We start from the raw sequence: 16,688 nt of genomic DNA, 5'->3' as shown, positions 1-16,688 counted from the left end.
GCATAGTCGACAGGGTGACCCATGACGACTCCGACCTCGCCCTCGATCCGCTCAACGACTGGCTGAGAGGACGCCACGCTCTCACCGGCGTCGCGCCGGACTGGGACATCCGCGACCTGCCGGATGACCCGGCGGTCCTGTTCGCCGAGTGGTTGCGCGCCGCCGCCGCAGCCGGGGTGGCGGAACCGCACACGGTGACGCTGGCGACGGTCGACGAGGACGGGATCCCCGATGCGCGCACGCTCATCCTGAAGCGGATCGACGAACGAGGGTGGGCCTTCGCGAGCACGCGGTCGTCCCGTAAGGGTGCGCAGCTCGGCGCAGTGCCGGCCGCGGCTCTGAACTTCTGGTGGCAGCCGCAGGTCCGTGCAGTCCGCGTGCGCGGCCGCGTGGAGGAGGCGACGCCGGAGGAGAGCGCTGCCGACCTCGCCGCTCGCTCGGCGGCAGCACAGGCCGGCATCGCCGACGGGGACTGGGTGCTCTGGCGCATCGTCCCGAGCCGCATCGAGTTCTGGCAGGGGGAGACCGATCGGAACCACACCCGTCTCGTGTACGAGGCATCCGCGGATGGCTGGAGCCGGGCGCTCTCCGGTCGCGCCGCTGACCGCATCGAGGAGGAGGCTCGCGCATGAGCGACTTCCAGGTCATCGAGATCGGTGCGCTGGACGAGTGGCGTGAGCACCACGGCGGCTTCGATGCCGCGCGCTCCCGCGACGGGCGCCGCGTCGTCGACCACGAGCTGACGATGCAGTTCATCGGACTCACCGCGAACGCCCTCGCTCCGGGTGAGGAGGCGGGGTACTGGCACGTTCATTCACGCATCGAGGAGCTCTACGTCTTCCTCGAGGGGCGCGGGCAGATGGGTCTCGACGACGAGATCGTCGAGGTCGGCCCCGGCACCGTGATCCGAGTCGGTCAGGGGGTCGCCCGCACCTGGCGGTCTCACCCTGGCAGTGCGGGGGAGCTCCGCTGGCTGTGCATCCGGGCCGGAGGCCAGGAGCTGCCGCATCTTCCCGATGACAGCGCGCGCCTGCCTGACCGGCCGCTGCCCTGGTCCGACTGAACGATGAGCGAGGTTCTCCCGCCTCCGCCGTCAGGGGTCCCGAGCTTCGCTGACGACTTCTCGGCGGGGCTCGACGACGAGAAATGGGTCGCCCACTACCTCCCGCATTGGACGGTTCCCGAGAGGTCGGCGGCGCGATATGAGATCGTCGACTCGGTGCTGCGCCTGCGTATCGACAGCGATCAGCTCGATTGGCGGAAGGAGGATGCCCCGCTCCGTGTGTCGAATGTGCAGACCGCGGTGTTCTCCGGATCCGTCGGGTCGGCGCGCGGCACGCACCGACATCGTCCGGACGGTCTGGAGGTGCGAACGGAGACGCCTCTGCACTTGCTGTTCGCTCCCGCCCGCGGACGCATCGATGTGACCGTCGCCGCGAGCGCCGACGAAGGATGCATGCTCGCCGCCTGGCTCGTCGGGATCGAACACCTCTCGGAGAGGGATGCCGGCGAGATCTGCATCTTCGAGATCGACGCGGATGCGGTCTCGAATACGACTCGAGCGCGGACCGGCATCAAGGCGCACGGTGATCCGCGTCTGCAGACCGACATGGCCGAGGTGGTGCTCCCGTTCGACGCGAGTGAGCAGCACACCTGGACAGTCGTCTGGGGTGACGGCGAGACGGTGATCGGCTGCGAGGGGAGGGTGCTGCGGCGGATCCCGCAGTCGCCCGACTATCCGCTGATGCTCCTGATCGATCTCTTCGAGATCGGGACGCCCTCGGGCCGCTACCCCAAGACCGCCCTCGTCGTGGACGTGCGGGCCTGGGGCTGACGCGCCTCAGCGAGCGTCGAGGAGCTCGTCCTCGACGTCGGCATCGCTGTCACGGCGCCGGGACTTCTTGACGGGTGCCGGCATCCCCTCCACCTCTTCGCGGTGCTTCACGATCTCGGTGCGGATGATGTAGCCGATGAACACGAAGCCCATCAGCGCGAACAGGATCCACTGGATCGCATACGACAGATGCGGGCCGGGGTCGTCGGTGGGGGAGTCGAAGCGGCCCAGGGTGCCTTCGCCCGCCGGTTCCTCGCTCACGATCTGCCCGTACGCGCTCGTGATCACGTCTCCGTCGACCAGCTCGGCGATCGAGGGGAGGTTGATCGTCGGCACCTGGCCCTCGGGAGCGCCGCGTCCCGAGGCCGGCAGCTGCTCTCCGGGACGCAGACGCACGATGACCTCGATTTCTCCGCTCGGAGGCGCAGGAACGGCATCCGGGGAATCACCGTCGCCGGGCGGCACCCATCCGCGGTCGACGATGAACACACGTCCGTCGACATCGCGGAACGGCACCAGAACCTCGAACGCACTCGTGCCGCCATGGGGCCGATTGCGCACGAGGAGCTGGTCATCGGCGATGTACTCGCCGTTCAGAACGACAGGATGCCAGACGTCGCCGGGCTCGAGGGCTCCGTCGGCGCCGATGAGGTCGGAGAGCGGGACGGGATCCGCGTCATAGTTCTTCTCGACGAGAGCGATCTGCTCGGATCTCGTCTCGTTGCGCTCGAACTGCCAATTCGACAGGAAGGCGCACCCGACCGCGAAGCCGATCGCGATCAGCACGTACACGGTCCATCGACCCATCCGGGCACTCACGAGGGCATACCATCTCTCACTGTCACGGGGAAGTCTCTGGCAGCCAGATAGTCGTGGAGGAACGCGACATGCTCGTCGCACGCGAGCCAGATCTTCTCACGGTCGGCGGCATGGATACGCGGATTGCGCCACACCACCTGCGTGGTCGCCGCGCTCCGGCATCCGGCACGCGAGCACTCCAGTCCACTCACTCGCGATCCTGGCGGCTTTCGTGGATGGTGATGACGTGAGGCGGCGGATCCTGTTCGACCGGAAGCGTCGGGGCCGGGGCAGGTGCCTCCAGCTGCTGCACGGGAGATTCCGCCGTCGTCTCGGTGCTGTCGCTTCCTGCGTTCGCGAACACCACCGCGATGTAGGGAAGGAGCGCGGCCGCGAGCGCGAAGACCCATGTGTACCAGCCGTAGGGCTGCACGAACATCATGAGCGCGAAGCAGACGATGCGGATCGTCATCGTGAGCGCGTATCGGCGCACGCGGTGGTCCGCCTCGTCTTTCGGCGACTGCGGAAGCGAGGTGACAGCAGGGACCAGTGGCTTGCTCTTCACGATGAGTCCAGCCTACGCCGGTGCGGGCACCACGGCGCGCCCGTCTGCCGCTCAGGTCGAGAAGAGGAAGGGCAGAGTGAAGGCGCCGAAGAACAGGAACCCGATGACCGTCATGACGATGCCGATTACGAGCACCGCGACCATGATGTACCCCATGATGAGGCCGGCGAAGGCCATGCCGCGTCCGCCGATCGAGGGGTTCGCCTTCGTCTGCCGGAGCGCCATGTGGCCGGTGATCACGGCGACGATCGAGGCGAGCAGAGGCACCACGGCCCAGAAGAGCACGACTCCGGCGATTCCGCAGATCAGCGACGTGACCGCGAGTCCGCTCGCCGGGCGAGGTGCGGGATAGTTCGGTGCCGTGTAGTTCGGTGCCGCGTAGTTCGGGTATCCGGTGGCGGGTTGGCCGGGAGCGGACGTCGGGTAGGGCGACGCTGCAGGCGCTGAGCCGTAGGGGTGCATCGATCCGCCGTCGTGGACAGGTTGGCTCGGCGCGAAGGAAGGAGCGGCGCCCGGGTACGCCTGGGTGGGCGACGCCGGAGGGGCAGTCGGGTACGACGGCGGCTGCGCCGCCGGAGAAGCTGCCTGGTAAGGCTGTGCGGGTGGTGCCGGCGCTGCGGGCGGCGGGGGAGTCGGCTGCGGTCCGCCCGAAGGGGTGGGGATGCTGTTGTCGCTCACGGTGGCGCCTTTCGTCGGGTTCAGCGTTCCAGTCGCGGCGTCCGTCTGTCAAACGACGCCGGTCGGACGGCGGCATCCTCGGTAGGATCGAGGACGACCAGGCCCCGACCCCAGCGGCCAGATCAGGAGTGGAAATGAGTTCTCGCGTCGTCCTCGTCACCGGCGGCAACCGCGGCATCGGCCGCGCCATCGCAGAGCGATTCGTCCGTGACGGATACCGCGTCGCAGTGACGGCGCGGAGCGGGGAAGGCCCCGACGGCACGTTGACGGTCCGCGCGGACGTCACGGACGCCGCGGCTCTCGACGCGGCATTCACCGAGGTCGAGCAGCAGCTCGGGCCGGTGGAGATCGTGGTCGCCAACGCGGGGATCACCAAGGACACTCTCCTCCTTCGCATGAGCGAGGACGATTTCGACAGCGTCGTCGCCACCAACCTCGGCGGAACGTTCCGTGTCGTCAAGCGCGCGTCCAAGGGCATGCTGCGGGCTCGTTTCGGACGCGTCATCCTCATCTCGAGCGTCGTGGGCCTGTACGGCTCGGCGGGGCAGGTGAACTACTCTGCATCGAAGAGCGCACTGGTGGGCTTCGCGCGATCGCTGACCCGCGAACTCGGCGGACGCGGCATCACCGCGAACGTCGTCGCGCCGGGCTTCATCGAGACCGACATGACAGCAGAGCTGCCCGAGGAGACTCAGAAGCAGTACAAGGCGAACATTCCCGCCGGACGCTTCGCCACTCCTGACGAGGTCGCGGGCGTGGTCACCTGGCTCGCGGGCGACGACGCCGGCTACATCTCGGGCGCGGTCATCCCCGTCGACGGCGGCCTCGGGATGGGGCACTGAGCCGAGGCCGACGCCCTGTCGTCACCGACGGGAGACCGCCGCGTCGATGAGCTCGGCCAAGCGGCCCGGAACCGAGAACTGCGGCCAGTGTCCTGAGCCGATGCGGATGACCTCGGCGTCGCCGATCGCTCGGAATTCGTCCGCGTACGGGCCCCACTGCTCGAGCTCCGACTCGAGAGTCTCCTGATCCATCGCGCCCATCAGCAGTGTCACGGGGACCCCGTGGCGCTGCTCCGAGCGCAGCTCGATCGGATCGGTGGGCACCCGCGCGGGAACGCTCCGAGCGAGCGGAGCGGTGCGGGCGCGGGTCGAGTCGTCGAGGTCGTCGACGTCTTCGGCGGGGAAGTAGTCCCACCCCGGGAACGGGACGACGCCGTCGACGACCTCGAATTCGCTGATGCCGAACCCGGAGGGCGGCGGCACCGTGTCGACGAAGACGACCCGCGAGACGAGGTCGGGCCGTGCGTCGGCGACGCCCCAGGCGACGTTGCCGCCGCCGCTGTGACCGACGACGGCCACGGGTGCCCCGATGTCGTCGACCGCGGCCACGGCGGCATCGACCCACTCGGCGATTCCGATGTCGGAGGAAGCGGCGGCGGGGAGACCGACGCCGGGCATCGTCAGGGGATGCACCGAGTGCCCCGCGCGTTCGAGGTCGGCGGTCACCTCGCTCCAACTGGACGCGTCGAGCCAGAGACCGGGGATGAGGATGATGTCCATGCCTCGACGCTAGACGGGGCCTCGGACATCCGCTAGGGCAGCAGCGCGATGACCTCGGAGAGGTCCTGCGGGCCGATCACGAGACTCGCCGCCGCGCGTACGGCAGGCTTCGCATTGAACGCCAGTCCGAGACCGGCGACGGCCATCATCTGCAGGTCGTTGGCTCCGTCTCCGATCGCGATGGTGGCGTGACGGGGGACCCCGAGCTCGTCGGCCCATTGCTGCAGTGAGGCGGCTTTCACGGCGGCATCCACGATCTCGCCATCGACGCGGCCGGCCAGGGCGCCGTCCACGATCTCGAGGCGGTTGGCGCGCCACCGGTCGACGCCGAGCCCGGGGGCGACGTCGTCGAGGATCTCGTGAAACCCTCCGGACACGACTCCCACGACACCGCCGCGCTCATGGACGGCCGCAGTGAGCTCGCGCACCCCAGGGGTCGGTTCTATGCGCGCCAGCACGCGCGCGAACCCCGACACCGGTACGCCTTCGAGCGCAGCGACGCGGGAGCGCAGGCTGGTGGCGAAGTCGATCTCGCCGCGCATCGCGGCTTCCGTGGCCGCCTGCACCTCGGGGCCCCGCCCGACCTCATCGGCGATCAGTTCGATCACCTCGTTGCGGATGAGGGTGGAATCGGCATCGAGGACGACGAGGAAACGCGCGGCAGTCACGCCTTCGAGCCTATCGACAGCAGAACGGCCCGCTGTGCAGCCGCGTATCGCGGCGACACCGTCACCTCTCGATGAACAGGCCCTTGCCCACCACGGTGATGCCCGACTCGGTCACGGTGAACCCGCGAGCCAGATCTCGCTCGCGGTCGACGCCGACGGTCGCACCGTCCGCCAGGACTACGTTCTTGTCGAGGATGGCTCGATGGACTCTCGATCCCGCTCCCACCCGCACACCGTCGAAGACGACGGAGTCGGTGATGGTGGATCCTCCTCCGGCGAGTGTCCACGGACCCACGACGCTGCGCTCCAGATGAGTGCCCGAGAGCACGGATCCGAGCGACACGATCGAGTCGATCGCATTGCCGATGCGCCCGACGGAGTCGCGCACGAACTTCGCGGGCGGCGAGTTCACGGCCTGCGAATGGATCGGCCACTCCATGTTGTAGAGGTTGAAGATCGGAAGCGTGGAGATCAGGTCCATGTGCGCGTCGAAGAAGGAGTCGATCGTACCCACGTCGCGCCAGTACGAGCGGTCGCGCGGCGATGAGCCCGGGACATCGTTCCGCTTCATGTCGTAGTAGCCGGCCTCGCCCCGATCGACGAAATACGGCACGATGTCGCCGCCCATGTCATGCCCGGAGGTCGGCGACTCGCCGTCTGCCTCGACCGCGGCGATCAGCGCATCCGCGTCGAAGATGTAGTTGCCCATCGAGGCGAGCACTTCGTGGGGCGAGTCCTCGAGGCCGGCGATGTCGGTCGGCTTCTCGAGGAACTGCTTGATGCGGCCGGACTCGGTGTCGGCGTCGATGACCCCGAACTGGGACGCCATGGCGAGCGGTTGGCGGATGCCCGCGACGGTGGCCTTCGCGCCGGACTCGATGTGGGCGTCGAGCATCTGTCGGAAGTCCATGCGGTAGACGTGGTCGGCGCCGATCACGACGACGATGTCGGGCTTCTCGTCGTTGATGAGGTTCAGGCTCTGCAGGATCGCATCGGCCGAGCCCGAGAACCAGCGCTTTCCGAGACGCTGCTGCGCGGGCACCGAGGTCACGTACGAGTCGAGGAGAGCCGACATGCGCCACGTCTGCGAGATGTGGCGATCGAGACTGTGCGACTTGTACTGCGTGAGCACGACGATCTGGCGCAGACCCGAGTTGATGAGGTTCGAGATCGCGAAATCGATCAATCGGTACTGTCCGCCGAAAGGCACTGCAGGTTTGGCCCGATCGGCCGTGAGGGGCATGAGACGCTTTCCCTCGCCGCCGGCGAGGATGATGCCGAAGATCTTCTTTGGTGCGGACATGCACCAACCATAGATGCGATTCGGCTCGGCTAACTAGCATCTGGACAACTGAGTCACTACCGTCTAGACATGCGCGTCGAGATGATCACGAAGGAATACCCGCCGGAGATCTACGGAGGTGCCGGTGTGCACGTCGCCGAGCTCGTCACGGCCCTGCGGCAGAATATCGATGTACAGGTCAGAGCCTTCGGAGCTCCTCGTGACGAGGAGGGAACTTTCGCCTACCGGACACCTGCAGGACTGGCCTCCGCGAACCCCGCGCTGCAGACGCTCGGGACGGACCTCGAGATCGTCGCGGCGATCTCGGACGCCGATCTCGTGCACAGTCACACCTGGTACGCGAACTTCGCCGGGCACATCGCCTCGCAGCTTCACGGCATCCCGCACGTCCTCACCGCGCACAGCCTGGAACCGCTCCGCCCGTGGAAGGCCGAGCAGCTCGGCGGGGGATACGCGGTGTCGAGCGGAATCGAGAAGCTCGCGTACGAGAACGCGGCGGCGGTGATCGCGGTCAGCGCCGGCATGCGCGAGGACATCCTGCGGAGCTACCCGTCGGTCGACCCGACCCGGGTGCGCGTGATCCACAACGGCATCGACGTGGATCGCTGGCGGCCGGTGCAGAACCCGGCGTTCCTCGAGTCGGTCGGTATGGATCCGACCAGGCCGTCCGTCGTGTTCGTCGGCCGGATCACCCGGCAGAAGGGCCTGCCGTACCTCCTTCAGGCCGCTCGTCTGCTGCCCCCGGAGGTCCAGCTCATCCTCTGCGCCGGCGCGCCGGACACCCCCGAGATCATGGCGGAGGTGCAGGAGGGCGTACGACTTCTCCAGCAGACCCGCGAGGGCGTCGTCTGGATCGATCGGATGCTGCCGCGCGACGAGCTGTCGGCCATCCTCACCGCGGCGACGACATTCGTGTGCCCGTCCGTCTACGAGCCGCTGGGAATCGTGAACCTCGAGGCCATGGCCTGCGGCGCTGCCGTCGTCGGCACGGCGACCGGCGGCATCCCCGAAGTCGTCGACGACGGGGTCACCGGCCGCCTGGTGCCGATCGAGCAGCTCCAGGACGGCACGGGGACGCCGGTCGATCCGGAGCGCTACGTCGCCGACCTCGCTGACGTGCTCACCGAGGTGACGTCCGATCCCGAGCGAGCCCGTGCCTATGGTGCGGCCGGCCGGGAGCGGGCTCGCGACGAGTTCAGCTGGGGCGCGATCGCCGACACCACGCGCGCGCTGTACGCGGAGCTGACCGCCTGAGCCGATAGGCTGGAGGCATGTCGAGCGCTCTGGAATTCACCGACGTCGTCGTGCGCCGCGAGGGGCGCAACATCATCGATCACGTGACCTGGCAGGTCGACGATGATCAGCGGTGGGTGATCCTCGGACCCAACGGCGCAGGCAAGACGACGCTGCTCCAGCTGGCTGACACGCTGATGCACCCGACGTCCGGAACCGTCACGGTGCTGGGAGAGACCCTCGGACGCACGGATGTGTTCGAGCTGCGCCCGCGCATCGGCTTCGCGTCCTCCGCGATGGCGAAGCGCGTGCCGCGCGAAGAGACGGTTCTGAACACGGTGCTCACAGCGGCATACTCGGTGCTCGGGCGATGGAACGAGAGCTATGAGGACATCGACGAGCGTCGTGCGCTGCGCGTCCTCGGCGATTGGCGACTCGACCACCTCGCCGACCGGACCTTCGGAACGCTGAGCGACGGCGAGCAGAAGCGCGTGCAGATCGCCCGCGCCGTGATGACCGATCCCGAGCTGCTGCTGCTCGACGAGCCGACCGCGTCTCTCGACCTCGGCTCTCGCGAGGAGCTCCTTTCACTCCTGAGCGGCTATGCGTCGTCGCCGACGACGCCGGCGATGCTGATGGTCACGCACCACGTCGAGGAGATCCCGGTCGGATTCACTCATGTGCTGCTGATGCGCGAGGGGCGCATCGTCGCCGCCGGGCCCGTCGCCGAGACTCTGACGGCCGAGGCTCTGACCGAGACGTTCGGCATGCCGATCGTCCTCAGCAGCGAAGAGGGTCGATATGCGGCCCGCGCGGCATCCTGATGCGCATCTGATAGAATCGATCCTTGGTGCTCTCTGCACCGCAGACTTCCCTCGTCCCTGGCACAATCCAGGGCAGCAACTAAGGAATCCCATGAAGACTGACATTCACCCCGTGTACAAGGCTGTCGTGTTCCGCGACCTCGGCTCGGGCGAGACGTTCCTCACCCGTTCGACTGTCTCGAGCGACAAGACCATCGAGCTCGACGGTGTCGAGTACCCGGTGATCGACGTCGAGATCTCCTCGGCATCGCACCCGTTCTACACGGGCAAGCAGCGCATCATGGACTCGGCCGGTCGCGTCGAGAAGTTCAACCAGCGCTTCAAGGGCTTCGGCGGATCGTCCAAGTAACGACCCCCCGCGATCGAAGGCCCCGTGTTCCTCGGAACACGGGGCCTTCGTCGTCTGCAGTGGGTTCGTCTTCTGCGGTCGGATCGCGCGCGAGTCGTCAGACGTCGATGACGATGCGCTCTCCGTCGATGCGGCCCAGCGGGTCGCCAGGGGCCGGTGCGGGGGCGGTGCGCTGAGTCTGACGGTCTCGCTCGGCACCGGCTTCGTGCGCCGACGGCATCCACACCGCGTCGAACGATCCGCCCAGGCCGCCGCCCGCGCTCTCGTACTTCTTCTCGAGCGGAGTACGGGAGTAGACCGCCACGATCACCACCACGACCGCGGTCGCGGCCAGGAGGAGGAGCGCGATCGTCAGCAGGGTCCCGAGAATGTCGGCCATGACTCCAGGCTAGGCGGGACGACTCCGATCGGCATCCGTCTGCAGGAGGATCCTCAGCGGATGCGTCGGCCCTGGGCGAGATCGATGAGATGCGTCAGCACGGGACCCGACCGCAGGCCGTTGTGCTCGTGTTCGCTCGTCACCCAGAGCTTCACGCCCGGCAGCAGGCGCGCGGTCTCGAGGGAGTACTCCAGCGGCACGTAGACGTCGTTCACGTACACGGCGGCCGCGCCCGTCGCACCCGAGGTGGCGATGGCGACCTCGTCGTAGATGCGCGGCCACTCGAACTCGGCCAGCGCGAGCGTCACATCGCGCCACGGCCGGAAGGCCGGCACGGTCTCGGTCCAGTCGCGGCGGATGTGCTCTCCGGTGAACAGCGTGACGTCGTCCCGGAAGTCCTGGGGCTCCGCCCGCTCGGCGGACCAGCGGGTCGCGTGTCCGCTGGCGTAGCTCGACTCGTGGAAGACGAAGTAGAGCGGGTTGCGACCGCTGTAGGGCAGCGCGTGCATGAGGTCGTGGCGGAACGCGTTCGATGCGGCATCTCGCTCCAGGAGCGACCACAGGGTCTGCCAGCCCTCGTTCGTGCCGAGCGCCGAGCCCACAGAGCGCAGTCGAGACGGCGACACCACCTCGCCGTCGGGGAGCACGATGTCGCCGGCTGCTGCCCGGTCGACCAGACCCCGCATGACGTCGCGATGCTGCGGGAATCGCCGGTAGTACTGCTCGGAGGCCGCGCGCATCTTGTCATAGCAGAGCGCGTACACCTCATCGGGATGACGATCGACGGTGCTCAGGCCGCCCGTGATGAAGACGTCCGCCAGCGAGTCCGCGTCGGTGGAGAGATAGGCCAAGGTCGTGAACCCGCCGAACGACTGGCCGAGCACGCTCCACGTCTCAGCGCTGAGGTGCTCGCGCATCGCCTCGCAGTCCCGGACGATCGAGTCCGCGCGGAGATGGGTCAGATACTCGGCCACTGCCTCGGAGCCTCGTGCGAGGTCGCCGTCGCCCACGGGCGTGGACAGGCCGGTGCCGCGCTGGTCGAGCATCACGACGCGGTAGTGCGCGAGGGCCTCGTCGAGCCAGGCGGGGGAGGATGAGGCGTGGAAGGGTCGCGGCGCTTCGTGACCGGGGCCGCCCTGGAGGTAGACGAGGAAGGGGAGTCGCTCGCCTCCCTCGCGGGTGACGACGCGGGCGAAGATGTCGATCGTGCGGGTGTCTGAGGCGTCGCCCCAGACGAGCGGCACGGTCAGCGTGTGCTCCTCGATCGTGAGGTCGAAGAGGCGGTGGATGGTGGTGGTCATGTCACATCACATTCCCGATGAAGGAGTACTTGACGAAGACCTCCGAGGCGATGTCGGCCTCGTGGAGCACGCCCTGCACTGCGTTCATCATGTAGTTCGAATCCCACCCCATGTAGAGGTGGTGCGTCTCGTCCAGCTGGTCCCACTGACCCTTCCAGGCCATGGTGTCGTAGATCGGACCGCCGTGAGCGGCGCAGTACGACACGGCCGCCGCGCGGGTGTCGGTCCAGGCGCGGCGGAAGACGCGGTTGAAGAGGTGCTTGACGTCGAAGACCTCCCAGCGCTCTCCGCGGTATTCGACGTACTCGAACTCGCGTTCCCACCCGGCGGGCCATCCACGGCGGCGGACGGCATCGAGGATGGGAGTGAGGCCGTCGTCATCGATCTCCGGCAGTGCGGGGCGGGCCCAGATCCGCAGCAGGTCCGCGGTCAGGCGGATCGTGCGCTGCGAGATGGCCGCGGTGCCCCAGGTGTCGGTGGCCGCGAGCGCCTTGGTCTCGGCGATCGTGCTGCGGGCGTACGCGGAGTCGCGCTTGACGGAATAGGACTCTCCGAAGACCCGCTCCGCCAGTCGCTGCTCGAGAAGCGTGAGGTTGCCGAGCGTGGGGGCGAGAGCGCGATGCGCGTTGCGTTCGTCGTCCGAGTACTCGATCCACTGGCGCACGCCGTCGCCGGACCAGCTGTCGCTGGGCACCGTGGGCACGATGTGCTCGACATCGAAGTCGATCGGGTCGTCGACCCCCTCGATGCGGCCCAGCACGTATGCCGGGTGCGCGAGCTCGCTGTACTTCACCACCGCACTCACCCGCTCGTCAGACGGGGTGATGCGGGCGAAGGCGCGAGCCAGGGCGTCGCGCCCATGCGCACGTGCGCGGCAGAGACGGGCGACCAGGCGCTCGTTCGGAAGATTGACGAGTGTCCGCCGCAGGTACATCGCCTGGATCCACTCGAGAGTCTCGACGAGCTCATCCCGCTCGATCAGACCTCGGGCGTGGTCGCTGTAGACGCTGAGGACGAGAGGGTAGGACGCCCGACCGAAGGTGTTGACGTAGCGCAACTGCCGGGCGATCTCCGGGTCCTGCTCGCGCGAAGGATCGAGCAGGATGCCGTAGATCTCCGCGTAGTGGCGCCAGACCTCGGCATCCGCCTGCAGATGGTCCAGGTCGACGCGAGGGAACGACTGCCGGAACGCGCTGTAGACGCCGTGCTCGCCGTTGGCGGCGACCTCCCGTCCCGTCGTCATCACCAGATAGTGCCGCCAGAAGGCTCCGATCGCCTCTCCGGTGTGCCGTTCGATCGGAAGCCAGAACCGCTCCTCGACCTCGAGCTGCTCCGTGTGGGTCAGGCCCATGAGCATGTAGTTGTGGATGAGCTCGTGGTCGCGCAGCGGCTCGCCCGTCGAGTTCAGGCTCGCGAAGATCTGCTGGGCGTTCGCGTCGGCACCGAGCGTGATCGACACGTGCTCGAGCTTCTGCAGGCCCGCCCAGATGAGCGGGGCTTCATCGGCGTGCACCTGGCTGCGGAAGAACGCGTAGTTGTCATCGAACCGCGACTCGCGGTCGGCGTGACCGTCGCGTTCGAGCACCACGGATTCGTAGAGCTCGGCCCATGCGTCGTGCGGGCGCAGCTTCGTGCGGGTGGGGTCGTCGGGGCGCACGAGCACGCGGTCGAGGTCGGCGGCGAGCCGAGGGTCGGAGTCCTGGACGGCATGCCGAAGGGCCGCGACCAGCAGCATCAGCGTGGTGATGCGCTGCTGCCCGTCGATCAGGACGAGGTCGGTGTCGGCATCGCTGTCGTCGGCCGCCGACAGGATCGACCCGATGAAGTGGCGGTGGGATGAGTCCTCGCGGGCGACCGCACGGACGTCCGAGAGAAGCTGCTCGCACCCGCCGATGTCCCACCGGTACTGGCGCTGGTACACCGGCACGACGATGGTCGTGGAGTCCTCTGCGAGCCACTCGATCGTGTTGACAGCTGTCGCCTCGACGTTGGTCGCAGTGCTCATGCTGGTGTCTCGTCCTCCCGTAACGCCCGGCGCCGAGGAGTCGCCAGGCGCCCGATTCAGTCTATTCGCTTATTCACGGCGGCCCTCGGCGGCGCTCCAGAGGTGCCCTGTTAGGCTTGCCTTATCAGGGCCTGTTAAAACGTGCTGGCCCCCGATGAAGGGACATGACCTAGATCATGGGATACATCAAATCGAAGGCGCTCGAAGACAAGGGCTTCGTCGTGCTCGACAGCTACGACCAGGAGCTCGACCCCAAGGAGTGGCTCGACATCGAGTACAACGACTGGAAGTCGTCGGGCGACACCCGCTTCGCGCCGCTCGCCAGCGCCAAGGGCGAGATCGAGTGCAACGGCTTCTGGAACCACAAGCCGCCGCGCACCGACAAGGACGGCGTCTGGATCGACTCGCAGACGGCGAAGGCTCCGAACCTCACGCGTCGTGCACAGGAGCCCGGCGCGAACGTCGGTCGCTGCCGCGTCATCGAGCTGCAGCCGACCCCGTACGGCGAGTGCCTGTACAACCTCCACCAGGACGACAACAACCGTCTGAACCCCGACGGCACCGGATGGGTCGTGCGCGGATTCTTCAACCTCAGCGACGACAAGGACAGCTTCTTCGTCCTGCGCGAGAACCGTACGGACCCGAGCATCGAGTACCGCATCGCCCTGCCCGCCGGTGCACAGCTCATCGTCGACACGCAGCGTCTGTGGCACGCCGCGACGCACGTGGGCACCGAGCCCCGCTACTGCCTCATCACGTCGTGGACGTCCGGCCCTGAGCTCGACGCCTACATCGAGAAGTACCACGGCACCCAGGACGTGCCGAACGTCGAGGTCCCGCAGGAGGTCCTCGAGGCGGGCTACGCCGAGCAGGCTCGCCGTGACGCCGCCCGTGCCGCGTACTACGCCGCCAAGGGGCAGCAGGTCAAGCAGGCCATGAGCGAGGCCTGAGCCTCATCCGAATCAGGACCGGCGACGGTCCGAAGGCCCCGGTCCTCGCGACCGGGGCCTTCTTCGTGGAATCACATGCTTGTGATTTCGCCTGGTCTGGGCGAGAATAGCCCCATAACCGCATATTCACGCCAGTTCTCGGTGTTTCAGGTCGTTGGGGAAGACGCACCTGATGAAACGGAGAGATCATGGCGACGGCTTACGCACGCGGAGTGGTGTTCATCCACTCTGCACCTCGCGCGCTCTGCCCGCACCTGGAATGGGCGGTAGGACGCGCCATCGGTCGTGCGGTGAACTTCGACTGGAGCGACCAGCCCGTGCTCGATGGCGCACGCCGTGCCGAGTTCTACTGGGATGGTCCGGTCGGCACGGGCGCTGCTCTCGCGACCGCGATCCGCGGCTGGGAGCATCTCCGCTTCGAGGTGACCGAGGATCCGACGCCTCGCAGTGACGGCGGGCGCTGGCTGCACACTCCCGACCTCGGGATCCACTACGCCCAGACGGATGCGGCCGGCAACATCGTCATCGGCGAGGACCGCATCCGCTACGCGATGGAGATCGCGGCCGGGAGCGCGACCGAGCTGCAGCGTGAACTCGACATCGCACTCGGCTCGGCCTGGGACGAGGAGCTGGAGCCGTTCCGCCACGCGAGCGATGACGCGCGTGTCGTGTGGCTGCACAAGGTCGGCTAGGTAGCCGCCCACAGACCTGGAAGGGGAAGGCGCGAGTATCGGATGCCGGTGAGCGATCCCGGACGCTGAGAAGGCGAATTCCCTTTCCATACATGACGAGGACCCCGCCCCTGGACAGCAGGGACGGGGTCCTCGTCCGTCAGATGACGGCTGACCGGGCCATGTCGGTGCGGGCGGTGGTTCCGCCGGACATCACGTCGTCCCACGCGAGCCGCAGTCGCTGCATCGCCTCGGCGGTGCGCTCCGGGGGCAGCGTGATCGGGATGCGCAGGCGCCGCTCGAGCACGCCACCCGTGGAGAAGCGAGGTCCGGGCGGGAGGATCAGCCCGTGATCACGTGCGGCCAGCGACAACTCCGTCGAGACGGGAGCGCCGAGATCGAGCCAGGCGGACAGTCCGCCGTTCGTCTGAGGCATCGAGAGGCTCTCGATCGATTCGAGTCCCGCCGCCACGGCATCCCGACCCGCGTGCAGGCGTGACGCGACGTGCGCGGTGAGAGCGGGCATCTCGCGCAGCAGCTCGACGGCGATGCACTGCTCGAGCAGCGCCGTGCCGAGCTCGAACGAGGGGCGGACGGCGAGCAGGCGGGTGATCATCGCGCGGTCGGCACGGATCCAGCCGATGCGCATGCCGCCCCAGGCGATCTTCGACATCGAGCCGACGGTGATGACGCGCGGGCCGAACGCCGCGAGAGGACGTGGAGTCCAGCCTCGATCGATGTCGAGCTCCGCGGTCGTCTCGTCGACGACGAGATGCGTCCCGACGCTCTGCGCCGTCGCCGCTATGCGTGACCGGGCCGTGTCGGGCAGCGTCGCGCCGGTGGGATTGTGGAAGTCGGGGATCAGATACGCCAGGTGGGGGCGACTGCGAAGAAGCGTGTCGGCGATGTGGCGCTCATCCCACCCGGTGACATCCACCGGAGTCGGCACCAGTCGGTAGCCATGGCGGTGGAGCGCCTCGAGAGCGTGCGGGAAGGTCGGCTGCTCGACGAGTGCACGCTCTCCGCGTCGGCCGATCGTCGCGAGCACCAGGTTGAACGCGTGGAGAGCGCCGGACGTGATCATGATCTCGTCGGCATCCGTCGGGAGCCCCCGCTGCGTGAAGCGCTCGGCGACTGCGTCACGCAGCTCGGGGAGGCCCTGCAGCGAGTATCCGCTCGTGCCGCGCAGCGCGGCCAGGCGGGGGAGCGATCGTACCGTCGCGTCGTACAGCCCCGGCGTCGAATCCATCGAGGCGATCGACAGATCGATCGCCGAGGCGTCAGCCACAGGACCGACACGTGCTGCGGTGTGCGGAAGTGTGACACGGGTGCTGCCTCCGTGCCGACGCGAGACGTAGCCGTCGACCTCGAGGAGCCCGTACACGCGGGTCGTGGTGGAGCGGGACCGTCGCAGCTCGAGGGCGAGCGCTCGCTCGGACGGCAGACGCTCGCCCACCGTCAGTCGACCGTCGAGGATCAGCGCACGGATCTGTTCGGCCAGGGCCTTCGCTGTACCGCCGGCGACGTTCTGTGCGCCGAGCTGCTGGACGAGTCGTGAGGTCATCTCT

Annotated in this window: 20 protein-coding genes; 9 read left to right on the top strand and 11 right to left on the bottom strand. The window is 67.9% G+C overall.

Going from position 1 to position 16,688, the window contains the following annotated elements; translation table 11 throughout:
• Positions 1 to 14: 14 nt before the first annotated feature.
• Genes SOM10_RS04030 through SOM10_RS04020 form a run of 3 tightly spaced genes read left to right on the top strand, consistent with a single transcriptional unit; the run spans position 15 to position 1,834 of the window.
• Positions 15 to 632 carry a pyridoxamine 5'-phosphate oxidase family protein gene (locus SOM10_RS04030; protein ID WP_056278879.1) on the top strand — a complete coding sequence of 206 codons (618 nt, stop codon included), beginning with the start codon at positions 15 to 17 and terminating at the stop codon, positions 630 to 632.
• Entirely contained in the window at positions 629 to 1,063 is a 435-nt protein-coding gene (locus tag SOM10_RS04025) for a cupin domain-containing protein (RefSeq protein ID WP_320488527.1), read from the top strand. Before SOM10_RS04030 ends, SOM10_RS04025 begins: the two co-directional genes overlap by 4 nt.
• Positions 1,064 to 1,066: 3 nt before the next feature.
• A complete protein-coding gene (locus tag SOM10_RS04020) occupies positions 1,067 to 1,834 on the top strand; it encodes a hypothetical protein (RefSeq protein WP_320488526.1) in 768 nt (255 codons plus the stop codon).
• Positions 1,835 to 1,840: 6 nt separating this feature from the next.
• On the opposite strand, the gene SOM10_RS04015 is transcribed toward SOM10_RS04020, so the two are convergent.
• From SOM10_RS04015 to SOM10_RS04000, 4 genes are read right to left on the bottom strand one after another with little or no spacing between them, the layout of a single operon-like run.
• Positions 1,841 to 2,641: an SURF1 family protein gene (locus SOM10_RS04015; protein WP_320488525.1), complete on the bottom strand. Its 801-nt coding sequence runs from the start codon at positions 2,639 to 2,641 to the stop codon at positions 1,841 to 1,843.
• An 8-nt stretch (positions 2,642 to 2,649) separates the two neighbouring features.
• Positions 2,650 to 2,844 carry a hypothetical protein gene (locus tag SOM10_RS04010; protein WP_320488524.1) on the bottom strand — a complete coding sequence of 65 codons (195 nt, stop codon included), beginning with the start codon at positions 2,842 to 2,844 and terminating at the stop codon, positions 2,650 to 2,652.
• A complete protein-coding gene (locus SOM10_RS04005; RefSeq protein WP_072591374.1) occupies positions 2,841 to 3,197 on the bottom strand; it encodes a DUF3099 domain-containing protein in 357 nt (118 codons plus the stop codon). Before SOM10_RS04005 ends, SOM10_RS04010 begins: the two co-directional genes overlap by 4 nt.
• A 51-nt stretch (positions 3,198 to 3,248) precedes the next feature.
• Positions 3,249 to 3,875 carry a DUF4190 domain-containing protein gene (locus SOM10_RS04000; protein WP_320488523.1) on the bottom strand — a complete coding sequence of 209 codons (627 nt, stop codon included), beginning with the start codon at positions 3,873 to 3,875 and terminating at the stop codon, positions 3,249 to 3,251.
• Positions 3,876 to 4,009: 134 nt separating this feature from the next.
• Between SOM10_RS04000 and SOM10_RS03995 the strand changes: the two genes are divergently transcribed.
• Entirely contained in the window at positions 4,010 to 4,717 is a 708-nt protein-coding gene (locus SOM10_RS03995) for a beta-ketoacyl-ACP reductase (protein WP_053096412.1), read from the top strand.
• A gap of 21 nt (positions 4,718 to 4,738) precedes the next feature.
• On the opposite strand, the gene SOM10_RS03990 is transcribed toward SOM10_RS03995, so the two are convergent.
• The 3 genes from SOM10_RS03990 to glgC all read right to left on the bottom strand — a co-directional run bounded on the left by SOM10_RS03990 (position 4,739) and on the right by glgC (position 7,408).
• The gene (locus SOM10_RS03990; protein WP_056278873.1) at positions 4,739 to 5,437 is read right to left on the bottom strand and encodes an alpha/beta fold hydrolase; all 699 of its coding nucleotides are present in this window, start codon (positions 5,435 to 5,437) and stop codon (positions 4,739 to 4,741) included.
• A gap of 32 nt (positions 5,438 to 5,469) precedes the next feature.
• Complete coding sequence (gene serB / locus SOM10_RS03985; RefSeq protein ID WP_320488521.1) at positions 5,470 to 6,105, bottom strand: phosphoserine phosphatase SerB; 636 nt, start codon at positions 6,103 to 6,105, stop codon at positions 5,470 to 5,472.
• A 61-nt stretch (positions 6,106 to 6,166) separates the two neighbouring features.
• A complete protein-coding gene (gene glgC / locus SOM10_RS03980; protein ID WP_053096406.1) occupies positions 6,167 to 7,408 on the bottom strand; it encodes a glucose-1-phosphate adenylyltransferase in 1,242 nt (413 codons plus the stop codon).
• Positions 7,409 to 7,477: 69 nt separating this feature from the next.
• Between glgC and glgA the strand changes: the two genes are divergently transcribed.
• The 3 genes from glgA to SOM10_RS03965 all read left to right on the top strand — a co-directional run bounded on the left by glgA (position 7,478) and on the right by SOM10_RS03965 (position 9,814).
• Positions 7,478 to 8,662 (top strand): glycogen synthase, encoded by a 1,185-nt coding sequence (gene glgA, locus SOM10_RS03975; protein WP_320488520.1) that lies wholly within the window; start codon positions 7,478 to 7,480, stop codon positions 8,660 to 8,662.
• Positions 8,663 to 8,679: 17 nt separating this feature from the next.
• Positions 8,680 to 9,465 carry an ABC transporter ATP-binding protein gene (locus SOM10_RS03970; RefSeq protein ID WP_320488519.1) on the top strand — a complete coding sequence of 262 codons (786 nt, stop codon included), beginning with the start codon at positions 8,680 to 8,682 and terminating at the stop codon, positions 9,463 to 9,465.
• 91 nt (positions 9,466 to 9,556) lie between these two features.
• Positions 9,557 to 9,814 (top strand): type B 50S ribosomal protein L31, encoded by a 258-nt coding sequence (locus SOM10_RS03965; protein WP_042537536.1) that lies wholly within the window; start codon positions 9,557 to 9,559, stop codon positions 9,812 to 9,814.
• Between the two features lie 97 nt (positions 9,815 to 9,911).
• On the opposite strand, the gene SOM10_RS03960 is transcribed toward SOM10_RS03965, so the two are convergent.
• The 3 genes from SOM10_RS03960 to SOM10_RS03950 are packed head-to-tail and all read right to left on the bottom strand — an operon-like array spanning position 9,912 to position 13,499.
• Positions 9,912 to 10,193: a hypothetical protein gene (locus tag SOM10_RS03960; protein WP_320488517.1), complete on the bottom strand. Its 282-nt coding sequence runs from the start codon at positions 10,191 to 10,193 to the stop codon at positions 9,912 to 9,914.
• A 53-nt stretch (positions 10,194 to 10,246) separates the two neighbouring features.
• A complete protein-coding gene (locus SOM10_RS03955) occupies positions 10,247 to 11,494 on the bottom strand; it encodes an alpha/beta fold hydrolase (RefSeq protein WP_320488515.1) in 1,248 nt (415 codons plus the stop codon).
• Between the two features lies 1 nt (position 11,495).
• The gene (locus SOM10_RS03950) at positions 11,496 to 13,499 is read right to left on the bottom strand and encodes a DUF262 domain-containing protein (protein ID WP_320488513.1); all 2,004 of its coding nucleotides are present in this window, start codon (positions 13,497 to 13,499) and stop codon (positions 11,496 to 11,498) included.
• Between the two features lie 176 nt (positions 13,500 to 13,675).
• Here SOM10_RS03950 and SOM10_RS03945 point away from each other — a divergent pair, with 176 nt between their 5' ends.
• Positions 13,676 to 14,449, top strand: a complete 774-nt coding sequence (locus SOM10_RS03945) for a hypothetical protein (protein WP_053096395.1) — start codon at positions 13,676 to 13,678, stop codon at positions 14,447 to 14,449.
• Between the two features lie 188 nt (positions 14,450 to 14,637).
• Positions 14,638 to 15,141, top strand: a complete 504-nt coding sequence (locus SOM10_RS03940) for a DUF3145 domain-containing protein (RefSeq protein ID WP_053096393.1) — start codon at positions 14,638 to 14,640, stop codon at positions 15,139 to 15,141.
• Positions 15,142 to 15,280: 139 nt separating this feature from the next.
• Here SOM10_RS03940 and SOM10_RS03935 read toward each other — a convergent pair whose 3' ends face one another.
• The gene (locus SOM10_RS03935; protein WP_320488512.1) at positions 15,281 to 16,684 is read right to left on the bottom strand and encodes a PLP-dependent aminotransferase family protein; all 1,404 of its coding nucleotides are present in this window, start codon (positions 16,682 to 16,684) and stop codon (positions 15,281 to 15,283) included.
• Positions 16,685 to 16,688 lie beyond the last annotated feature (4 nt).

The organism is Microbacterium sp. CFBP9023, assembly GCF_034045055.1.
Lineage (GTDB): Bacteria > Actinomycetota > Actinomycetes > Actinomycetales > Microbacteriaceae > Microbacterium.
Note: the sequence above shows the minus strand (reverse complement) of the source record. Positions and strands in the feature narration are given on the sequence as shown.